Annotated in this window: 23 protein-coding genes; 13 read left to right on the forward strand and 10 right to left on the reverse strand. The window is 65.6% G+C overall.

Features of this window, described 5'->3' with window-relative positions; translation table 11 throughout:
• The 3 genes from fliP to B2W55_RS15415 all read left to right on the forward strand — a co-directional run.
• Positions 1–591, forward strand: a 591-nt coding sequence (fliP, locus tag B2W55_RS15405) for a flagellar type III secretion system pore protein FliP (protein ID WP_291532238.1), incomplete at its 5' end; no start/stop codon positions are given.
• Between the two features lie 85 nt (positions 592–676).
• Entirely contained in the window at positions 677–1555 is an 879-nt protein-coding gene (locus B2W55_RS15410; protein WP_024580951.1) for a hypothetical protein, read from the forward strand.
• Positions 1556–1609: 54 nt separating this feature from the next.
• Positions 1610–2761, forward strand: coding sequence for an aminotransferase class V-fold PLP-dependent enzyme (locus B2W55_RS15415; protein ID WP_024580952.1), 1152 nt, complete (start codon positions 1610–1612; stop codon positions 2759–2761).
• A 98-nt stretch (positions 2762–2859) separates the two neighbouring features.
• Here the strand turns inward: B2W55_RS15415 and B2W55_RS15420 are convergent, their stop codons facing one another.
• The 3 genes from B2W55_RS15420 to B2W55_RS15430 form a co-directional block, all read right to left on the reverse strand.
• The gene (locus tag B2W55_RS15420) at positions 2860–4101 is read right to left on the reverse strand and encodes a YbfB/YjiJ family MFS transporter (RefSeq protein ID WP_244442196.1); all 1242 of its coding nucleotides are present in this window, start codon (positions 4099–4101) and stop codon (positions 2860–2862) included.
• A 121-nt stretch (positions 4102–4222) separates the two neighbouring features.
• Positions 4223–4465, reverse strand: a complete 243-nt coding sequence (locus B2W55_RS15425) for a tautomerase family protein (protein ID WP_024580954.1) — start codon at positions 4463–4465, stop codon at positions 4223–4225.
• Between the two features lie 74 nt (positions 4466–4539).
• On the reverse strand, positions 4540–5250 hold the full coding sequence (locus tag B2W55_RS15430; RefSeq protein WP_024580955.1) for an SDR family NAD(P)-dependent oxidoreductase: 711 nt from the start codon (positions 5248–5250) through the stop codon (positions 4540–4542).
• A 16-nt stretch (positions 5251–5266) separates the two neighbouring features.
• On the opposite strand from B2W55_RS15430, the gene B2W55_RS15435 reads away from it, so the two are divergent.
• Positions 5267–5488: a hypothetical protein gene (locus B2W55_RS15435; RefSeq protein WP_291532239.1), complete on the forward strand. Its 222-nt coding sequence runs from the start codon at positions 5267–5269 to the stop codon at positions 5486–5488.
• Here B2W55_RS15435 and B2W55_RS15440 read toward each other — a convergent pair.
• Together B2W55_RS15440 and B2W55_RS15445 are read right to left on the reverse strand one after the other, a co-directional pair.
• Positions 5472–6416: a LysR family transcriptional regulator gene (locus B2W55_RS15440; RefSeq protein WP_024580956.1), complete on the reverse strand. Its 945-nt coding sequence runs from the start codon at positions 6414–6416 to the stop codon at positions 5472–5474. The genes B2W55_RS15435 and B2W55_RS15440 overlap by 17 nt on opposite strands.
• 25 nt (positions 6417–6441) lie before the next feature.
• Positions 6442–6678 carry a hypothetical protein gene (locus tag B2W55_RS15445; RefSeq protein WP_024580957.1) on the reverse strand — a complete coding sequence of 79 codons (237 nt, stop codon included), beginning with the start codon at positions 6676–6678 and terminating at the stop codon, positions 6442–6444.
• A gap of 270 nt (positions 6679–6948) precedes the next feature.
• On the opposite strand from B2W55_RS15445, the gene B2W55_RS15450 reads away from it, so the two are divergent.
• The gene (locus B2W55_RS15450) at positions 6949–7794 is read left to right on the forward strand and encodes a glyoxalase superfamily protein (RefSeq protein WP_024580958.1); all 846 of its coding nucleotides are present in this window, start codon (positions 6949–6951) and stop codon (positions 7792–7794) included.
• An 11-nt stretch (positions 7795–7805) separates the two neighbouring features.
• Here the strand turns inward: B2W55_RS15450 and B2W55_RS15455 are convergent, their stop codons facing one another.
• On the reverse strand, positions 7806–11594 hold the full coding sequence (locus B2W55_RS15455) for a hypothetical protein (RefSeq protein WP_024580959.1): 3789 nt from the start codon (positions 11592–11594) through the stop codon (positions 7806–7808).
• Between the two features lie 223 nt (positions 11595–11817).
• Between B2W55_RS15455 and B2W55_RS15460 the strand changes: the two genes are divergently transcribed.
• On the forward strand, positions 11818–12102 hold the full coding sequence (locus B2W55_RS15460) for a type II toxin-antitoxin system RelE/ParE family toxin (RefSeq protein WP_024580960.1): 285 nt from the start codon (positions 11818–11820) through the stop codon (positions 12100–12102).
• 44 nt (positions 12103–12146) lie between these two features.
• Positions 12147–12446 carry a HigA family addiction module antitoxin gene (locus B2W55_RS15465; protein WP_024580961.1) on the forward strand — a complete coding sequence of 100 codons (300 nt, stop codon included), beginning with the start codon at positions 12147–12149 and terminating at the stop codon, positions 12444–12446.
• 42 nt (positions 12447–12488) lie between these two features.
• On the opposite strand, the gene B2W55_RS15470 is transcribed toward B2W55_RS15465, so the two are convergent.
• Genes B2W55_RS15470 through fliL form a run of 4 tightly spaced genes read right to left on the reverse strand, consistent with a single transcriptional unit; the run spans position 12489 to position 15471 of the window.
• Positions 12489–13292 carry a MotE family protein gene (locus tag B2W55_RS15470; RefSeq protein WP_024580962.1) on the reverse strand — a complete coding sequence of 268 codons (804 nt, stop codon included), beginning with the start codon at positions 13290–13292 and terminating at the stop codon, positions 12489–12491.
• Positions 13289–13762, reverse strand: coding sequence for a DUF6468 domain-containing protein (locus B2W55_RS15475; RefSeq protein ID WP_024580963.1), 474 nt, complete (start codon positions 13760–13762; stop codon positions 13289–13291). The genes B2W55_RS15470 and B2W55_RS15475 overlap by 4 nt, the downstream gene beginning before the upstream one ends.
• Positions 13759–14961, reverse strand: coding sequence for a flagellar motor switch protein FliM (fliM, locus tag B2W55_RS15480; RefSeq protein ID WP_024580964.1), 1203 nt, complete (start codon positions 14959–14961; stop codon positions 13759–13761). The genes B2W55_RS15475 and fliM overlap by 4 nt, the downstream gene beginning before the upstream one ends.
• Before the next feature lie 18 nt (positions 14962–14979).
• Positions 14980–15471 (reverse strand): flagellar basal body-associated protein FliL, encoded by a 492-nt coding sequence (gene fliL / locus B2W55_RS15485; RefSeq protein ID WP_024580965.1) that lies wholly within the window; start codon positions 15469–15471, stop codon positions 14980–14982.
• 381 nt (positions 15472–15852) lie between these two features.
• On the opposite strand from fliL, the gene flgF reads away from it, so the two are divergent.
• The 6 genes from flgF to B2W55_RS15515 all read left to right on the forward strand — a co-directional run.
• Positions 15853–16617 carry a flagellar basal-body rod protein FlgF gene (gene flgF / locus B2W55_RS15490; RefSeq protein WP_024580966.1) on the forward strand — a complete coding sequence of 255 codons (765 nt, stop codon included), beginning with the start codon at positions 15853–15855 and terminating at the stop codon, positions 16615–16617.
• Positions 16618–16631: 14 nt separating this feature from the next.
• Positions 16632–17420, forward strand: a complete 789-nt coding sequence (gene flgG, locus B2W55_RS15495) for a flagellar basal-body rod protein FlgG (RefSeq protein ID WP_024580967.1) — start codon at positions 16632–16634, stop codon at positions 17418–17420.
• Positions 17421–17431: 11 nt separating this feature from the next.
• Positions 17432–18484 carry a flagellar basal body P-ring formation chaperone FlgA gene (gene flgA / locus B2W55_RS15500; RefSeq protein WP_024580968.1) on the forward strand — a complete coding sequence of 351 codons (1053 nt, stop codon included), beginning with the start codon at positions 17432–17434 and terminating at the stop codon, positions 18482–18484.
• Between the two features lie 5 nt (positions 18485–18489).
• Positions 18490–19242, forward strand: coding sequence for a flagellar basal body L-ring protein FlgH (gene flgH / locus B2W55_RS15505; RefSeq protein WP_024580969.1), 753 nt, complete (start codon positions 18490–18492; stop codon positions 19240–19242).
• Between the two features lie 316 nt (positions 19243–19558).
• Positions 19559–20002: a hypothetical protein gene (locus B2W55_RS15510; RefSeq protein WP_024580970.1), complete on the forward strand. Its 444-nt coding sequence runs from the start codon at positions 19559–19561 to the stop codon at positions 20000–20002.
• A gap of 99 nt (positions 20003–20101) precedes the next feature.
• Positions 20102–20392 (forward strand): hypothetical protein (locus tag B2W55_RS15515; RefSeq protein WP_021077961.1); only part of this gene is annotated, 291 nt, incomplete at its 3' end.

Consider the following 20392-nt stretch of genomic DNA (forward strand, 5'->3'; position numbering starts at 1 on the left):
GTGCTGTCGATCGCGCCGTCGATCCTGATCATGATGACGTCGTTCACGCGCATCGTGGTCGTGCTGTCTCTCTTGCGCACCGCGCTCGGCACCGCGACCGCGCCGCCGAACTCCGTGATGATCGCGCTGGCGATGTTCCTCACCGCCTTCATAATGGGGCCGGTGCTACAGAAATCCTATGACGACGGCATCAAGCCGCTGGTCGCCAACCAGATCGGCGTCGAGGAGGCGTTGCAGCGCGCCTCGGTCCCGTTGCGCGGCTTCATGCAGAAGAACGTGCGCGAGAAGGATCTGAAGCTGTTCATGGACCTCTCCGGCGAGCCGCCGCCGGCAACCCCGGAGGAGATGTCGCTGCGCATCCTGGTGCCGGCCTTCATGATCTCCGAACTGAAGCGCGCCTTCGAGATCGGCTTCCTGCTGTTCCTGCCGTTCCTGATCATCGACCTGGTGGTCGCCTCGGTCCTGATGTCGATGGGCATGATGATGCTGCCGCCGGTCGTGGTGTCGCTGCCGTTCAAGCTGATCTTCTTCGTGCTGGTCGACGGCTGGGCGCTGGTCGCCGGCAGCCTGGTGCAGAGTTACGGGGGGTAGCCCCGCGTAACATTCATGGCCCGTCGGCTGGATCGGCCGGGCCGTTGCACTATCATGCGCGGCACCGCATCCAGGGAGCCGTGCCGTGCAGCAGCCATTCGACCGCGCCGCAGAAGACCTCGGCAACGCCATCCATCTCGAGCATGTCAATGTGCAGGTGCCCGACCAGCGCCTCGCCACGCTGTTCTATGTCGCGGGCATCGGGCTGACCCGCGATCCCTATCTGATGGTCTCCGACAGCAACATGTGGGTCAATGCCGGCCGCAGCCAGTTTCATCTGCCGAGCGGACGGCAACAGGTGCTGCGCGGCCACACGGCGATCGTGATCGCCGGGCGACAGGCCCTGCTCGCGCGGCTCGCCGCGGTCGCGCCCAAGCTCGACGGCACCGCGTTCAGCTATCGCGAGCGCAACGACCACGTCGAAGCCACCTGCCCCTGGGGCAATCACCTGCGCTGCTATGAGCCCGACGCCGGGCGGTTCGGGCGCATCGCGCTCGGCATGCCCTATGTCGAGTTCGACGTGCCGCGCGGTACGGCTGAAGCGATCAGCCGGTTCTATCCCGAAATCATGGGCATCCCGGCCAGCATGGAGGACGGCGTCGCGCGCGCCAAGGTCGGCAAGGATCAGTATCTGCAATTCCGCGAGACCGATTCTGCGCAGGGCGAGTACGACGGCCATCACGTCCAGATCTACATCACGGACTTCTCGGGTCCCTACAAGCGGCTGCGCGAGCGCAATTTGGTCTCGCGCGAGGACAATCAGTACCAGTACCGGTTCTGCGACATCGTCGATCCGGCTGATGGCCGGCATCTGTTCACCGTCGAGCACGAGGTGCGCAGCGCCACCCACCCGATGTATCTGCGGCCGCTCGTCAACCGCAATCCTGTCCAGACCAACCGCACCTTCGCCAACGGCTACGACCAGGCGCCATGGGCGATGGGGCCGGACCAGTATGACGGCTGAGCAGGTGCTGCTCCGCCTCACACCATCATTCGCGCATTCCAGCCACGAGACGCCATGCTTCCCTCCCAGCGCCATCTGTTCGAGATCCCACGCGAGGTCTGCTACCTGAACTCGGCGTCCTACAGCCCGTTGCCGCTGAAGACGCTCGATGCCGGCCGCATGGCGGTCGGACGCAAGGGCCAGCCCTGGAGCATCGATGGCGGGTTCGCCGGGCGCCAGCATGAGCGCGCGCGCATCGCGGCGGCGCGCCTGATCAATGCCGATCCCAACGACGTCGCGCTGATCCCGGCGATCAGCTACGGGGTCGCCACGGTAGCGAAGGCACTGACCATTCCCCGCGGCTCGCGGGTCGTCGTGCTGGAAAACGATCACTCCTCGCCGGTGCTGGAATGGCACGCCCGCGCCGAGGCGCAGGGCTTCGACGTCGACACCGTGCGCCAGCCCGCCGACGGCGACTGGACGACGGCGGTGCTCGCGACCATCGAACGGTCAGGCGCGGCGCCGGTGGGGCTCGCCTCGATCTCGTCGGTGCACTGGTCGGACGGCGGCATGATCGACGTCGACAAGGTGCAGGCCGCGCTGCGCCGACAGGGGGCGATGTTCGTGATCGACGCGACGCAGAGCGCCGGCGTCGTGGCGATGGACGTGACGAAGCTCGATCCCGATGCGGTGATCTTCCCGACCTATAAGTGGCTGATCGGTCCTTACGGCCGTGCCTTCCTCTATGTCGCAAAACGTCACCAGAACGGCGTGCCACTCGAGCAGACTTCCGCCGGCCGCCGCAACGTCAACTCCGAGAACCCGGTCTATTTCGGCGACCTCGGCTATGTCGACAACGCCCGCCGCTACGACATGGGTGAGCGCGATCATTTCATCACCCTCGAAATGGCCTCGATCGGCATGGAGATGATGGCGGAATGGGGCGCTGCCGCCATCCGCGAGCGGCTCACGATGCTCAATGCGCGGATCGCCGACGGCATCCAAGGTCTCGGGCTCGACGTGCTGGCGCAGGCCGTGCGCGCGCCGCATATCCTGAGCCTCGGCATGGATGGCGGCATCCCGAAGGAACTGATCGCGCGGCTCGCCGCGGAGAACATCCATGTCGCGCTGCGGCTCGGCCGGATGCGGATCTCGCCGCATGTCTTCAACGACGAGGCCGACGTCGACCGCTTCGTCGCCGCGTTGACGAAAGCGCTGCGTGGCTAGAGCGTTTTCGAGCGAAGTGGATACCGGTTCGCGTGAAGAAAACGCGTCAAGACAAGAACCTAGAGCCCCGTTCCGATTCCATCGGAACGGGAAAGGCTCTAACCGGGCTTGCGCCCCCGTACGACGACGCTGAACAATTCGATCGCCAGCGCGATGGCGACCGCGGCCGCACCGATCACGAACAGCAGCGCATAATCGCCGCCACTTCGGGCGAACAGATAGGACAGGCCATAGGCGCCCGCCGCCTGGAACAGCGCGAAGGCGGTGGTGGCCTGCGCCCAGGCGGAGCGCTGGCTCGCCGCCGAATGCGGGATCAGCTCATGGATGCGGCCGATCACCAGCGGCACGATACCGGGCGTGAAGCCGCCGACGATCAGGCTGGATACGATCAGCGCGGCGGGCGATGTCGTCACGGCAGGCAATGCGACCGCAACCGCCTCGATCAGGAACGCCACGCGCAGCGCCGCGGCGAAGCCGGCGCGATCGGCGAGATGTCCCGACAGCAGCGGACCGACCACGGCACCGATGCCATACAGCACCCAGTAATACGATCCCGCTGAAATCCCCTGCCCGAGCCCGCGGGCGACGAAATCGACCAGGAACACCATGTGCGGCACCAGCGCCAGCGCGTTGAGGCCGTATTCAAGGCACAATGCGAGCACCAGCGGCGAGCGCACGCCATGCGCGGCGACCGGCTGCTCCTTCGCGGCATGCACGGCGGGCGCTTCCGCCGGCCACGCCGTCCAGCTGATCAGGGTCAGCACCGCCGACAGCACGCCAAGGCCGTACCAGGCTTGCTTGACGCCCTGCTGCAACAACAGCGGCACCAGCGTGCCGGAAGCTGCGACACCGAGGCCAACACCGGCGAAGATCACACCGCCGACCAGGCCGCGTTTGCTCGGCGCGGTGTGCGGCAGGATCGCGGTCGCCGCCAGCACCATGATCACGCCGCCCGTGATGCCGGCGAGGAAGCGGAAGCCGAAGAACCAGATGAAGGAGATCGGCACCGAACAGGCAAAGCAGGTGATGGCGGCCAGCACCATCATGCTGCGCAGCGCCCACACCGAACCGATGCGTGCGCCGAGGTCGCGCGCAATCAGCGCGCCGGCGAGATAACCGGCGAGGTTGGCGGCGCCGAGATAGACCGCTTCCGCCGGCGTGAACCACTTGGCCGCGATCAAGGCCGGGATCAGCGGCGTGTAGGCAAAGCGCGCCAGCCCCAGCCCGACCAGCGAGGCGCACAGGCCCGCTGCCGCCGCAACCCACAACGGCTTGCCGGCATCGCCATGCGGCTCGGCATGATGGCGCCTGCGATGTTCGACATTGGCTGACATGGACATGGCAATAGGCCCTCTGGACGTTCGTGAAAAATGATTAGTTGCGATCGCAGCAATCGCTCTCAGCGATCACATCGCACCTCTCCCGGCCGGGAGAAGTGCCCTATTGATGCGGCAAAGGCCGTCAGCGGGTGCCCGCCGCGGCGAGCTTCCTGCGATATTCCAGCGCGGGCAGCCCGCCCCAGCCCCAATTGTCGGTATCGACCTCCTCGATGATCACGAAGGTCGATTCCGGGGGCTTGCCGAGCACGTCGCGCAGCAACTCGCTGGCGCCCTTGATCAGAGCAGCCTTCTGTTCCGCCGTGGTGGACGACGCCCCGGGCGTCGTCCCCTCACGCGTGATCTGGACGATGGTGACGATCGGCATCACACGCTCCGCGCCAATTGAGCATGATCATTTCGGAAGACCGGTTTCCACTCTTCCGGATCATGCTCGTGCCCCTAGTGCCCGGCGCTCTGGCCGCCGTCGACATGCAGGATCTCGCCGGTGACGAAGCCCGCGCCTTCCAGGAACAGCACGGCATCGACGATGTCCTCCATCTCGCCCATCCGTCCGACCGGATGCAGCTTGGCGAGGTGGTCATGCGTGGCGGGCGCGTGCATCGGGGTCTTGATGACGCCGGGCGCCACCGCGTTCACGCGGATGCCCTTGGCGGCATATTCGATCGCGAGCGACTTGGTCGCGGCGGCGAGACCGCCCTTGGTCAGCGAGGCCAGCACCGAGGGTACGTTGCTGTTGGCGTGGTCGACCAGGCTGGTCGTGATCTGCACGATGTGTCCGGATGCCTGCTTCGCCATCTCCCTGGCGACGCGGCGGGTGATGTAGAAGAAGCCGTTCAGGTTGGTCGCCAGCATCGCGGCGTAATCCTGGTCGGTGTAGTCGGCGAACGGCTTGGCGATGAAGATGCCGGCATTGTTGACCAGCGTGTCGACCCGGCCGAACTGCCCGAGCGCCTGCTTGACGACGCGCTCGGCAACCTCGGGATCGCCGATGTCGCCCGCGACCGCCAGAACACCCGGATCCGACGACGGCTTGATGCTGCGGGAGTTGGCGACGACGCGCCAGTTGCGGTCGCGATAGCCCTTGACGATGGCCTCGCCGAGGCCTTGCGAGGCGCCGGTGACGATTGCGACCTTCTGCTCTGCACCCATGATGTCTCTCCATCCCTTGCTGAAGCAGCCCAGCGCCGCCTCGATGGAGAGCAAGCTAGATACATCCGATTTGCGCGCGAATGCCCGCTATTCGGCAGACACTCTTCCGCGCCGCGAACGACTGAGCATGATCCGGAAAAGTGTGAAGCGGTTTTCCGGCGCGACAAGCGCGAAGCGTTTGCGCGGAGATCATGCGCAAAAAGAACATAAGCGCGATGATCCTATCGTCGCGCTTTAGCATCGGCCCGGCTCGCCTCGCGCGACAGCCGCTCGAAATAGCGCTTCAGCCGCGGGCCGGCGAAATCGACGAAGGCGCGCACCTTCGGTACGTCGAAGCGGCCGTGCGGCGCCAGCAGATGCACCGGCAGCGGCGGATGCTCGTCGCCGGCGAGCAATATCTGCAGCCGCCCGTCGCGGATTTCCTCGGCGATGTGATACGAGAACAATCGCGTGACGCCGTGGCCTTCGCTGGCGGAGGCGACCGCCGCCCGCACCGTGTTGACGACCAGCCGCGGCGCGAATTGCACCGCGCGTGCCACCTTCGATTTCGCGGCCGGCGGGAAACTCCAGGAGTCGAGCCCGAAATGCGTCATCGCGATGATCTGCTGCTTCGCCAGATCGGCGGGCTCGCGGATCACCGGATGCTGCGCGAGGTAGCCCGGCGACGCCGCGACCACCCGGCGCACCTCGCCGAGCTTGATCGCGACGAAACTGGAATCGGCGAGATGGGCGATGCGCAGCGCGACGTCGATGCCCTCGTCGATCAGGTTGACCGTGCGATCGAGCATCACCAGCCGGACCGTCACGGCTGGATATTCCGTCATGAATGCGTCGAGCACCGGCCGCAGCACGTCCTCACCCACGACGATGGGCGCGGTGATGGTCAGCGTGCCGCGCGGCGCGGCGCGCTCGCCGGCGGCCGAGATGTCGGCCTCATCCAGCTCGCTCAGGATGCGGCGGCACGCCGATGCATAGCGCTCGCCGGCGTCGCTCAGCTTTAGCGACCGCGTGGTGCGATGGAGCAGCTCGGCGCCGACATGGTGCTCGAGAAACGCGATCGCCCGGCTCACCGCCGCCGGCGATCGCCGCAGTTTCCGCCCCGCGCCCGCAAGGCTGCCCTCGTCGACCGCCGCGACGAAGACCTTCATGGCGTCGATGCGGTCCATCGATTCCCCCGTCTCGCGGCAGCCGCTAGCCTTTCACATCATACTGCTTGCTGAGGTGGTCGCCGATCTGCACCAGCATGGCGACGCATTCGGGATAGCCAGGCTTTGCCACCGTCGCCTCGCCGGCGCTGGCGCGGAATTCCCAGCTCTCGCCGTCACGCAGCACGGAGATGTCGATGCCATCGGGACAATCGGCATGGACCTTCAGCTCGGCCCGCGCCATCGCGATGAGTTCGGCTTCGGTCTTGATCGGCTTGCTCATGTGACAACGTCCTCCCGGCTTGCGACGAGCGCCATGGTGGCCGATTTGGCAAGGCAATGTCGAGAGGACGAACGCGATCACGCGCTCTTGCAATTGACAATTCGCACCACCCCGGCGAACATCCGGTCCGGGTCGATACCACCCGCCGCTTGCACCCCGCCCGGGGACGGTGAATGTATCAAGCCGATTTCAGGCTTCCTTTGCCCACACGAACGGGTCAGCAACGCAAGCTCCTGACGCTTTCCGTTCGTCGATGCAAAGGACCATTCCATGCGCGACTTCCGTGATGCCAAGGCCATGGCGCAAACGCTGCGCGAAGCGCTCGGCGCCAAATCGATCCCCCTCACCCACAGCGACAGCCTGGAGCTGATCGCCAAACTGTTCGGTCAACGCGACTGGAACACGCTGGCGGCGCGGATCCAAGTCGCCGGTCCGCCAAGCACGCTGGCCCAGACCGCAGAGCCCGCTGCGGAATCACCGCCGATCACGGCGCGGCACGAGGTCGCTGTCGATCCAGCCGTGCTCGATCATTATTCCGGATTCTACCGGCTCAGCGACCGCACCGTGTTTACGGTGACGCCCGACGGACATCATCTGATGATGCAACTCACCGGACAGCGCTCGGTGCGGTTCTTTGCGGAGAGCACAACCGAATTCTTCGCCAAGATTGTCGATGCGCAGGTCAGCTTCGTGGTCGGGCCGGACCGACGCGCCACTTCGCTTATTCTGCATCAGAACGGCAGCGACATTCCGATGGCGCGCATCGACGCCGCGACGGCAACGAAGATCGCCGATCAGACCGCGGAGCGCGTCAAGAACCAGTCGGCCAGTCCCGGAACCGAAGCTGCACTTCATCGCCTGATCGATGGAATCGCATCGGGGAATCCCGACTACAACGAGATGAGCCCGGCGCTGGCGGCGGCCACCCGCAAGCAGATGCAGTGGCTTCAGCCGCTCGCGGACCTCGGCAACATCCAGTCGATCCGCTTTCTCGGCGTCGGCGAGCAAGGCGAGGACGTCTATAGCGTCAGGCACACGAACGGCGCCGCGCATTGGCGCATCGCGCTTGACGACAAGGGGATCATTTCCACCGCGTGGGTGACGCCCGGACCGTAAGGCTGGCGCGGCTACTGAGCGGCGCTGGCGCGCCGCTCGCCCTTGATCGCCGGCAGCGTGCTCACCGGCGCGGCTTTCGGCTTGTCAGGCACCGATCCGGTCGAGACCGGATCGGGCAGCGGCGCCCGGGCAGTAGCGTCTGGGAAGCGGGACTTCATCTCGCGGATGAAGCCGTCCAGCGTGTCGACGCTGGCGGCCATCCGCGCGATCTGGGCGAACTCGGCGCTGGAGGTCGCGACCGGCTTGCTGGCCGCGTCGAACGCCAGCTTGTCGGCATCACCCGACATCAGCGGCGCGTATTTCTCGCGGAACCGGGACAGCCCGATGGCATCCTCTGCGAGCGCGTAGCCGACCACGGCGCGGATGATATCGGCCTTCTCGCTGGGATTGAGCGGGGTGAAGTCGCGCCAGCGGTCGCCGTAATAGAGCTCGATCTGCTCGGACGCCTCGCGCCAGTGCCGCGACGCCCAGTAGATGTCGGAGCGCAGCCGGATCGCCTCGCGGCCAGTGATGTTCGAGATGATGTCGAGCGCGAGGTCGTGCCGGCCGACGTCGCTCTGCGCCCGCGCCTCGAGCAGCAGCCGTTGCTGGCGCAGTTCGCCGGAGAGATCGGCGATTCGGGTCGAGCGCAGCGCGCCGATGGCGCGCTCGGGCTTGCGGTTCATCAGATAGACCATCGCAAGACGTGCCGCGACCTGGGCGCGTGCCGCGCCTTCGAGACGCTTGTCGACCTGGTATTGCAGGAGATCGGCGGCCTGATCCAGCAGATCGACACCGACGAGGCGGTCGGCGAGCCGGCGGATCATCTCGTCGCCGCGGCGACCGATCGGCGTCAGCTCGCGATATTCGTAGAAGGTGCCGAGCGCATCGATCGGCGCCATCTCGTCGCCTTTGGGCCCGAGATAGAGCTGCACGAACAGCGCGGAAGCCGCGTCCTGCGCCTGACGCGATTCCGGCGCGTTCGGCTGGAGCCGGGTCGCCGCACGCGTCACCGCGAAGGCATCGGCATAGCGCGCGGTCTCGGCATAGATCTTCGACAGCTCGTACAGCGTCTTCAGCTCGATGTTGTCGCCGCGCCACAGCATCGACAACAGCTCGAGCTCTTTCAGCACATCGTCACGGCCGATCTCGCCGCGCTTCTGCCGGAGCAGCGTCTCGAGCAGCTTGCCCTCGGCGGCAGCCTGGCGGTCACCCGAGCCGGCGGCGAAGCGGTAGGCGTCGAGCGCATCCTTCTCCTGGCCCAGCGCTTCGGCGAGCCGTCCGCGCAGCACCGCGACCGCGGGCTTCAGCCCGTCGGGAACGCCGACCACGTCGAGGTCGCTCTTGCGCCGCGCGGCGCCGGAATAATCCTTCACCTCGAGCGAGGCCTTCATCGAATCCATCGTGACGACACGTTGCAGGTCAGGCGGCAGGGTCGCGACCGCGAATTCGGCGTTCTTGAATTTTTCGCGCGCCTCGGCCCATTTGCCCTCGCGGGCGAAGGCGAGCCCCTTCCACAATTGGATATCGTAGCCGTTGCCGATCACGGGATTGGCGAGATCCTTGAGGCCGCGTGCCGGGCGTCCGATCAGGATGCTGGCGACTGCGTGCACCATCACCACCGACGGCGTCTCGCCGCCGCGCTTGCTCTCGGACAGGATCAGGTTGGCCACACCATGGGCTTCCTGATACATGCCGCGCGCCATGTAGAAATCGGCGAGATCGAGCCGCGCCTGCGGCAGCTGCTCGGCATCGGCCGTCGACGCCGCCGCAATCAAGGTGTCGAGCTGCTTGAGGAAATTCTCCGACTGGTTCTTGCGCCACTCATCCGGATCGAACAACGGCTTCACCGCCGTGGTCGCCCGCTCGGCAGAAACGTCGGCCGATGACAGCGTCAGGCCGCCGGGCCGGCCGAGCGTCACCTTGTCGGCGCCGACCTCCGCCTTGACGTCGTCGGCGTTCGGACGAACCACGAGGCCATGGATCGATTCCAGCAGCGAGAGCTCGACGAAATCCTGCCGCTTGATGATGCCGCGGGTCGGCGGCGGTGCGGTCACGACCCAGAGCGTATCGCCGGCGTCGGGATCGACCAGTTTATGGAGCTGGCCGGGATTGGCGAGCGGCACACTGACATTGGCGAGCGATGGTTCCGAGATGTTGCGCACCACGGCAAGCGGCAGCGGCGGCTTCTGCCCCCGGTCCGCGAAAGTCAGCGTCCAACTCACGCCGCGCGAACGATCATCGCTCTCCAGCGACGGCATCTGCGGCCGGTTGAGGCGAAAGCGCACCGCTTGCCCCTTCTCCAGCGCGATCGGGCTGACATCGGAGATCAGCGCGCCGCCCTTGGCGCGGATCGGATCGACATCGATCGCATCAAGCGTGTCGAACACCATCCACACCGTGTCGGCGCGGCGGAACAGCGCCGCCGGCGTCGCCCCAGGGAATGAGAACGTCACGCGCAGCCCGTCGCTGTCGCGCTGGGCTTCGACCGTGGGCTTACCGCTGGCGCGGGCTTCGGCTGGCGGCGATGAGGTCACAGCGGGCTTCGGCGCGTCCGTCGCCGGCGCGGCCGCGACGGTCGGTGCCGGCTTCGGCGGATCGTTCACGGGGGCCGGCTGCTCCATCGCCGTGCCGGCGCTGCCGTCGTGTGGCGCAGCCGCGATCTTCGGCAGCTCCGGATTGGGCCCCTCCGACCTGGGCTGTTCCGCTTTTGCGGGCGCCGGTTGCTCACCGCTCCCCTGCCCGGTCTTGCCCGCTTCGGATTGCACTTGCGGCGGCTCGGCCTTCGCTGGCTCCGCCTTTGGCTGCTCAGGCTTGGATTGTTCGGATTTAGACTGTTCGGGCTTGATCTCGATCTTGGCCTGCTGCGCGATGCTTTCCGACGTCACCGGCGCGATCGCCGCCGCACCCTTGGGTTTGCCGCGCGGCGTGGGCAACAACGAACTCAGCGAGGGCTTCGCCGCCTGCTGCTCGGTCGGCTGGAAGGCGACGTCGACGATATAGTTCTTCTCGTCGCGGAACGAATGCAAATCGACATCGCCGATCAAGGTGAGATCGACCGCCGACGTATCGGTGTCGGCACGCGCGCTGATCGATGCGACGTTCGGAGGCGCGGCGACCTTGGCGTCGGCAAGGTCGAAGGTCAGGACCGAGTTGAACGACAATGTCAGCTTCTGCTCGTTCAGCACCGAGGACACGCTGACCCCGTCGGGAACCTCGAACACGAAGCGCACGAAAGTGGGCTGCACCAGCGCGCGAACCCGCACCGGCGGCTTCTTCTTTGCCGCATCGGCGGCGCGCTGCATGCGCAGCAGGCGCTCGGCGGCGCGGGCGCGCTCGGCGAGTTCGCGGATCACCTCCTGCGGCAGCGACGGCGGCGGGCCGGTCCAGCTGTCGGGCAGGAAGTCGACGAAGATGCGCTCGCCGGCGGTCATGGTGTTGACGGTGACGCGGCGCGCCAGCGACAGGCGGATCGCCGAGCCGTCCGGATCGCGGCGCGCGGCGCCGACGTAATCGGGCACCGCGTCCGACAGTTTCTCGACGGGGATATCGACCGGCCGCTTGAAGCGGATCACGATGATCGAGCCCGCGGTCGTCACCTCGGACTCGACATCCTCCTTCAGCTTCAGCACCAGCCGCGCGAAGCCGCTCGCGGCGGAGAATGTCGCCTCACCTGGCACCGGCGGCGGATCTTCGGCACGCGCTGCGGTCGGACAGGCCAGGCCCGCGAGTGCAAGGCCGGCGGCAAGCAGGCACAAACGCGCAGTCCGCGCCCAGGCGCGGCCTCGCGACCATGTTCCAGCGGCAGCCGTTCGCGCCATCTCGAAACGTCTTCTTGAGATTCTCAGCCAAGCCAGCGCGAAGCGCCCTCGCCCACGCGTCCCGATCTTGGATCGGGCGGCGTTAAGGACCTGTTAACGTCAACGGATTGTTTCGGATCGGGGCATGGCTAGACTAGCCGCGGTAAATTAATGCGGGCGAGCATGTATCATATTACGATACAGCGCTATTGCCTTTTGTATCATGCCATGATACCGTTTTGCCGTGATTAAGAGCTTCAAAGACGCTGTGACCAGAGCGGCCTTTGACGGCGAGGCCCGAAAGGGATTTCCGGCCGACTTGCTTAAAGTCGCGCGCCGCAAACTCCAGTATCTTCACGCCGCCACGACGTTGCAGGACCTTCGGTCTCCTCCTGGCAATCGGCTGGAAGCTCTAAAGGGAGATCGCCGGGACCAACATTCAATCCGGGTGAACGATCAGTTCCGCATCTGTTTCATCTGGACCGAAGAAGGTGCGGTGGACGTGGAATTCACGGACTACCACTCCTAGCTACGAGGTCCGCGCAGGATCGCCCAGACCAGAGAGAGTCGCACATGGCAAAGAAGCTGCCCCCCATGCATCCCGGCGAAGTACTTCGGGAAGAATTCCTGATCCCGTTGTCGCTGTCGGCCGGTGCGTTGGCCAAGGTCTGCGGTGTTCCGCGCACCAGGATCGAACGCATCGCAAATGAGGAAACTGCTATCTCGGCGGATACCGCCCTGCGCTTGTCGAGGGCGCTGAACACGTCTGCCCAGCTCTGGCTAAATCTGCAGAACGCCTATGACGTCCGCGTGGCCGAGGCATCGCTTGCGAACGAGTTGAGCAAGATCAAACCGGTGGTAGAGGCGGCCTAGCAACTTCTCGCGCCAATTGACGGGCTTCTTGATCGGAGCCCCTCAATTCGATTTCGGCGCGAGGATCTTGCCTTCGATCTTGGGAAGCTCGTCGGTCGCCGCCGACTTGTCGCCGCCGGCGCGGCGGGCGAGTTCGACGGTGAGCCGCTCCGCGGCCTCCGGCTGCATCAGGCCGAGAATGTCCGACATCTTGCGCGGCTGGATCTGCGAGGCGATCTGGTAGAGCACGCCCATCTCGAGCCGGTCGAACACCTTGGCGGCGTCCTTCGGCTTCATGTTCTCATACATCGTGACGATGCCCTTGAAGCGGGCGGCCTCGGCTTCGACCTTTGCCGCCGCATCGGCATTCGCCTTGGCGTCATTGGCCTTGGCCTCCTCGACCTTGGCCTCGATGCGCTTCTCGGCCGCCTTCAACAGGCTTTCGCGGATCTCGACCTCGCGTGCCCGCGTCTCCAACTCCTGGCGGCGCGACTGCAACCGTTCCAGGATCGCGCGCTCGGACGCCGACACCGGCGCGGGCGCATCGAGATTGACCACGACGCCGTCGGGCTTGGCGGTTTCGGCGGCCGGCGTTGCCGGCTTCGGCGCCTCTTCCTTCTTTTCTTCCTTGCCGTGCACCGAGCCCGTGATGTCGCCGGGATCGGCCTTGGTCCGGGTCTCGGCCACCGGCTTGCTGGCGCCGGGGAAGTTGAAGTTCTGCTGCGCCCAGGACGGACCGGCCGGCGGCGTGTCGTCGGCAAACACGTAGCCGCCATCGAGCACGAGGCCCGCGACCTTCAGCACCATCAGGCCGAAGATCGCGACCAGCACCACGGGCATCACTCTGATGTCACGAAGCCACTTCATGCAGCGAGGCCGGCGGCCCTCCGGCGCTCGGTGAAGGCTTCAGCCGCCGCGGCGACCGCGTGAGCGGCGGAGACCCTGGGCGCCGGCGCCGCCGGTGCGGCGGGCGCGGACGCGCGTACCGGTGCAGGCGCGGGCTCGGACGGCCGTGCCGCGAGCGCGATCTTGGAGAGTCGACGCACCACGTGATCGCCTTCGGCGAGCTGGGTCTTCAGCAGTCCCGACATCTGCGTCGCCGCATCGAGCTGGTTGCCGAGGTTCTCGTTGACGTCGCGCACGGCGTGCTTCAACCCGCCGATCGCCCGCTCGGCGATCTCCGTGGCCGTGATCAATTCGGCAATGACAGCCTTCAGCGAATGCTCGTCCGCCTTCAGCCGCTGCAGGCGCTTGTTGAGCAGCCAGCAATAGCCGATCGTCAGCATCAGCAGCACGGCCACCAGGCTCTCGATTGCCAGTCCTAGTAGATGACTCATGGGGCCTCCATCATCTTGGTCCGCTCATCCGCCTTCTCGAACATCGCGAAGGTGGTTTGGGGTTTGCGCAAATTCTTGGTGACGCGGATCGCGACGCGGTCGCCGACGCGGCCCATGCGGCCTTCCGTCAAGGTGACGTTGCCGCAACGGACCGAGACCAGCGCGTCGGAACGGATATCCAGCGGCAGCGTGTCGCCGACCTTGAGCTTCATCAGCTCCTTCAGCGGGATATCGGCTTCATAGAGCACCGCGTCCACCGCGATCTCGGCCTGTGCCACTTCGGTCGCGAAATGGCCTTCCCAGATCGGGTCGCGGCCGAATTTTTCGCCCATGAACATCTGCAACAGCACGTTGCGGATCGGTTCGATGGTGGCATAAGGCAGCAGCAATTCGACATTGCCGCCGCGGTCTTCCATGTCGATGCGCAGGCGGACCAGGATCGCGGCATTGGCCGGGCGACTGATTGCGGCAAAGCGCGGATTGGTCTCGAGCCGGTCGATCGTGAAGGTCACCGGCGACAGCGGCCGGAACGCCTGCTCGGCGTCGGACAGCACCACCTCGACCAGCCGCTTGACCAGATTGGTCTCGATCGTGGTGTAGGGCCGGCCCTCGATGCGCAGCTGGGTCTGGCCGCGGCGGCCGCCGAGCAGCACGTCGATCATCGAATAGATCAGGCTGGAGTCGACGGTGGCGAGCCCGAAATTCTCCCACTCCTCCGCCTTGAACACCGAAAGCACCGCCGGCAGCGGGATCGAATTCATGTAGTCGCCGAACCGCACCGAGGTGATGCGGTCGAGCGAGACTTCGACGTTGTCGGAGGTGAAATTGCGCAACGATGTCGTCATCAACCGCACCAGGCGGTCGAACACGATTTCGAGCATCGGCAGACGCTCGTAGGACACCATCGCGGAATCGATGATGGCACGGATGCCGGAATGGTCGTCGAGGCTGACGTCGCCGACCGTGAAGCCGAGCAGATTGTCGATCTCCTCCTGCGACAGCACGCGCTCGCCATTGGTGCTCTTGCCGCCGAAGTCGCGGCTGCCGTCCTCGACCATGGCGGCCCATTGCAGCGCCATGTTCTCGGTGAGCTCGTTCTTGGCAGCTTCCGCCGCGGCCGCCGCGGGATCCTCGGAATCGAGCGAGGCTTCCCATTGGGCGGCGATGGCGTCCTGGTCCATCTGGTCGTTGCCGGCCATGGCTTTACATCCATCCCGTCACTGGATCACGACTTCCTTGAACAGCACCGCGTTCACCGAATTGGGCGCCAGCGCGAGGTTGACGCGCTTGGTCAGCTCTTCCTTGAGGCGGAACAGGCCGGCCGAGCCATTGAGATCGCTCGGACGCAGTTCGCGCATGTAGGTCTGGAACAGGTCGGTGACCCGCGGCAGCGCCGGCTTGATCGCCTCGGCCTGCTTCTCTTCCTTCACCTCGAGCACGAGCTTCAGCTTGAGATATTGCACCCGCTCGCCGGGGGCGCCGACCAGATTGACCAGCATGTCCGGCACGTCGACGAAGCTTGGCGGCTTCGGCGGCGGCGCCGCCTCGGCATGCTGCTCGTCGCCATGACCGCGCATGAAGAAGAACCAGCCGCCTGCGCCCGCGCCGAGCACGACGAGGAAGCCGACGACGGCAATGATCAGCTTGAGCTTGCCCTTCTTCGGAGCGGCCGCGCCTTCGCCGCCATCCGTCTTTTCCTCGTCCGCCATCGTCCGCTCGCTTCACTCTGAAGGATGCGAACGCGATTTGCCCCAGCCTTGGCCTGAAGACGCAATACAAATGCCGCCGGCGCACACGCGCCCCACTGCGGCAACGCTAGGGCCCGAATGGTTAACGGAAGATTAGGATTTACCATCCACTAGGAAAAAACTGCCGGGCAAACATGGTCAACAAGACCTTTCTGCCGCCCGTTGGGGCGCCCGGAAAAACACCTAATCAATTGAAACATCTCAGTATTTCAAGTTGGCACGGCTTTCGCTGAGAGGACGGCGTGACTGGCGGGTTTGGGAGAACCCAATGGTTACCGACGGTCCGGCGTAAGGGTTTGGGAGAACCTCTGCTTCGGATCACCTCACAGGGGAGAACCACCGATGCAGAATACGCTTCTGGTCGGACTATCGAAGCAGATGGTGCTGGAACGGCAGCTCGACGTCGTTGCCAACAACATCGCCAACGCGAACACCAACGGCTACAAGGCCGACCGGTCGCTGTTCCAGGAGTACCTCTCCTCGAACGCGCATGAGGACAATTTCGCGGGCAATGACCGCCGGGTGTCCTTTGTGCAGGACCGCGCGACCTATCGCGACTATTCGCAGGGACCGACCGAGCAGACCAAGAACCCGCTCGACGTCGCGATCGACGGCAGCGGCTTCCTCGTGGTGCAGACGCCCGCCGGCGAACGCTACACCCGCGACGGCAATCTGCAGATCAACAATCAGGGCCAGCTCGTCACCTCCGACGGCTTCCAGGTGCTCGGCAACTCGGGTCCGATCACCTTCCAGCAAACCGACCACGACGTCGCCATCGCAGCCGATGGCAACATCACCGTGCTCGAGGGCACCTCCACCATCGATTCGGTACGCGGCAGGCTGCGCCTGGTCTCGTTCCCGGAGGCGCAGCGCCTGCTCAAGGAAGGCGCCAACCTCTACGCGCCGGGCGAAGGCGCGGCGCCGGTCAACGATACCAAATCGATGCTGCGCCAGGGCTTCGTCGAGAAGTCCAACGTCAACTCCGTCGTCGAGATGAGCCGCATGCTCGAGATCACGCGGACCTACACCCAAATCGCGACCCTGCTGCAACAGCAGAGCGACCTGCACAAATCGGCGATCGAGAAGCTCGCCGACGTGCCGACCTGATCGGAGGCTGACCCATGCGCGCACTCTACACCGCTGCGACCGGGATGGCCGCCCAGGAACTCAGCGTTCAGGTGATCTCCAACAACATCGCGAACCTGCAAACCACGGGCTACAAGAAGCAACGCGCCGCGTTCCAGGACCTGATCTACGACCATGTGCGCCGCGTCGGTGCGCAGGCGTCGCAACAGAACACCATCCTGCCGATGGGTATCGATCTCGGCGGTGGCGTCAAGACCGTCGGCACGCCACGGATGATGACCCAGGGCACGCTGTCGCCGACCGGCAACGACCTCGACATCGCGGTCCGCGGCGAAGGCTTCTTCAAGATCCTGATGCCGGACGGCACTTTCACCTATACCCGCGACGGCTCGTTCCAGATGGACAACCAGGGCCGCGTCGTCAACGCCCAGGGCAACCCGGTGCAGCCGACGATCACGATCCCGCAGAACGCCTCCGGCCTCACCATCAACACGCAGGGCCAGGTCTCGGTGACGCTGCCCGGCCAGACCGCATCGACCACGATCGGCCAGATCGGCTTGACGCGCTTCGTCAACAAGGCCGGTCTGAACCCGATCGGCGACAACTTGTTCCAGGAAACGCCGGCGTCGGGGCAGCCGCAGGACGGCATCGCCTCGACCGACGGCTACGGCGACATGCAGCAGGGCAACCTCGAGCAGGCCAACGTCGAAGTGGTGTCTGAAATCTCCAACCTGATCGCAGCCCAGCGCGCCTATGAGATGAACTCGAAGGTCATCTCGGCGGCCGACCAGATGATGCAATCGACCTCCAACCTGTTCCGCTGAGGATGATGTCGATGATCACCCGCTCGCTCTTCGTCGCCATATTGTTAGCAGTCTCCGCGACGCCCTCGCTCGCACAAGTGCAGGGTCAAAGCGAGAGCGTCATCGCGCAGCCGACATTGCGCGCCAGCGTCACCGTCGCCGACGACATCGTGCGGGTCGGCGACCTCGTCGAGAATGCCGGCAGCGCCGCCTCGATCGCGATCTACCGCGCGCCGGATCTCGGCACCACCGGCACGCTGCCGGTCGCCCAGGTCCTGAACATCCTGCGCGCCCGCCAGATCATCGGCGTCGACACCCGCGATCTCAAGGAAATCACCGTCACGCGGCTGGCGCGCACGGTCGACGCCAAGGAGATCGAGCAGCAGGTGGCACGGGTGCTGGAGCGCCGCCACGGCCTCGGCAATGCCGCCGACATCGCCCTGACCTTCGACCGCGATCCAGGCGACCTCCGCCTCGAAGCCACCAACACCGGCACCTTGCAGCCGGTCGCCGTGCGCTACGACCCGCGCAGCACGCGCTTCGACGTCAGCTTCGAGATCGGCAACGACGCCGGCAGCGCGCCGCTCAAGCTGCGCTTCACCGGCACAGCGATCGAGACCGTCGAGGCCGCGATCCTGACCCGCAGCGTCGAGCGCGGCGACGTGCTGAAGGCGTCCGACGTGATCGTCGAACGCCGCCCGAAAGCCGAAGTCGGCAACGACGCTGCGATCCGCGACAGCGCCGTCGGCATGCAGGCCCGCCGCCAGATCGGTGCCGGCCGCGCGCTGCGCGTTCCCGACCTCGCCAAGCCCGATCTCGTCACCCGTGACCAGAACGTCACGCTGATCTACCAGAACGGCGGCCTCTACCTCACGATCCGCGGCAAGGCGATGGATGGCGGCGCCGAAGGCGACGTCGTCTCGGTGATGAATCTGCAAACCAAACGCACCATCTCCGGCGTCGTCAGCGGCCGTGGCCAGGTGACGATCTCTGTCGCCACCCCGCGCGCCGCGCCGGTCGCCGACGACGCCCCGTCAAATTCCGCTCCCGTCAAGCTGAGTTCAGTCGCACCAAACGCCGAGTAAGGTTCATGTCCCAGTACCGTACCAACCGCCTCGCTTTGACCAGTGCGCTGGTCGCACTCGGAACGATCGCCAGCGGTTGCTCCTCGATCGACCGGCTCTCCCAGATCGGCGAACAGCCGAAGCTGTCCTCGATCGACAACCCGACCACGCAGCCCGGCTACAAGCCGGTGCAGATGCCGATGCCGAAGCCCGAGGTCGCCTCCTACAGCCCGAACTCGCTGTGGCGCAGCGGCTCCCGTGCCTTCTTCAAGGACCAGCGCGCCGCGCGCGTCGGCGACATCCTGACCATCACGGTGAACTTCACCGACAAGGCCGCGATCGCCAACGAAACCCAGCGCAGCCGGACCAATTCGGAAGATTCCGGCGTGACCAACTTCCTCGGCTCGCAGACCATCTCGCAGGCCAACAAGATCCTGCCCGGCCGCCTGCTCACCGCCGATTCCTCGGCGTCGAGCGACGGCAAGGGCTCGGTGAACCGCCAGGAAGCGTTGCAGACCAACGTCGCCGCCGTCGTCACCCAGGTGCTGCCGAACGGCAACCTCGTGGTCGAGGGCAAGCAGGAGATCCGCGTCAACTATGAAATCCGCGAACTGATCGTGGCCGGCATCGTGCGCCCCGAAGATATCCAGAGCGACAACACCATCGACTCCTCGAAGATCGCGCAGGCCCGCATCGCCTATGGCGGACGCGGCCAGATCACCGACGTGCAACAGCCGCGCTACGGCCAGCAGGTTCTCGACGTGCTCTTGCCCTTCTAGCCACATGATCCCGAAAGATTTCGGATGAGGATCAGGCCCGACTAAGACTTTCACGAGCTCCCACATCTCGTCGCGAACCTAGGCGCGACGCGGTGTACCAACACGGCCCTCGCTAGCTCCCCTGGCGAGGGCCGTGGCATTTTGTGACCGGTCGCGTGCACTTGCACGAGCGACGCGCATCAGTCCGATACTGCCTTGCGCAAGTCGCGCGATCGCTTTCCGGGTTCGTTAACCGTCGCGACAACGCACAGTGGCAGTCCCAACGCTTGCAACGTAGTGAGAAGACAACGCAGGGTTTTCGGGTCGTATGACGGCCATGCAAAGAGACGGTCAATATGCGGCGTGGTTCCGGACGCCGCGCGGCGAAGGCACCGGAATAGTCCAGCTCGCAAACGGCAGGATCAGCGGCGGCGACGCCATGTTCAGCTATGGCGGCTCCTATCAGCTCGACCAGGATCGCTTCACGGCGACCCTGACGACGCGCCGCTATGCCGACGGCCCGTTCACAACCGTGTTCGGATGCGACGAGGTCGAAGCAGAGCTGACGGGCACGTTCAACGGCAATCGCGCGGTGTGCATGGGCACGGCCAAACAGGCCCCCGGCGTGCTGTTCGAGGCCACGCTGTTCCTGCAACTACCGGATGCTGCGCCTCCGCCAAGACCAACCTGCCCGCCCGCATCCGGCGATCTGGCGCGGCTGCCGCGGCTCACCGTCGATCGCCGCGCGCCAAATCCATTGGCGAGCAAGCGCTTCGTCTGATCCGCGCCCGTTCCCGATAGCGTCCGCGCCCTGGCCGGCGTAGCATCGCTCATGCGCGTCAAGCGCAGCCCGATCGATCCAGCCGGAAGGAGCAGACCGATGTATGCCGCTATCCGTCAGGCCAAGGCAAAGACCGGTACCGCCGAAGAACTCGCGCGCCGGATCAAGGAAGGCGCGATCCCGATCATCAGCGACGTCGAAGGCTTCATGGCCTACTACGTCGTCTATGCCGGCGACGACACCGTCACCGCGATCAGCGTCTTCAACAACCACGCCGGTGCCGAGGAAGCCAACCGCCGCGCGCTGGCCTGGATCGACGACAATCTCGGGCCACTGCTGGTCGGGCAGGCCACCGCGGTTGCGGGTCCAGTGATCGTGCACACGAAGGCA

This window comes from Bradyrhizobium sp. UBA2491, from assembly GCF_002341725.1.
Taxonomy (GTDB): Bacteria; Pseudomonadota; Alphaproteobacteria; order Rhizobiales; family Xanthobacteraceae; genus Bradyrhizobium.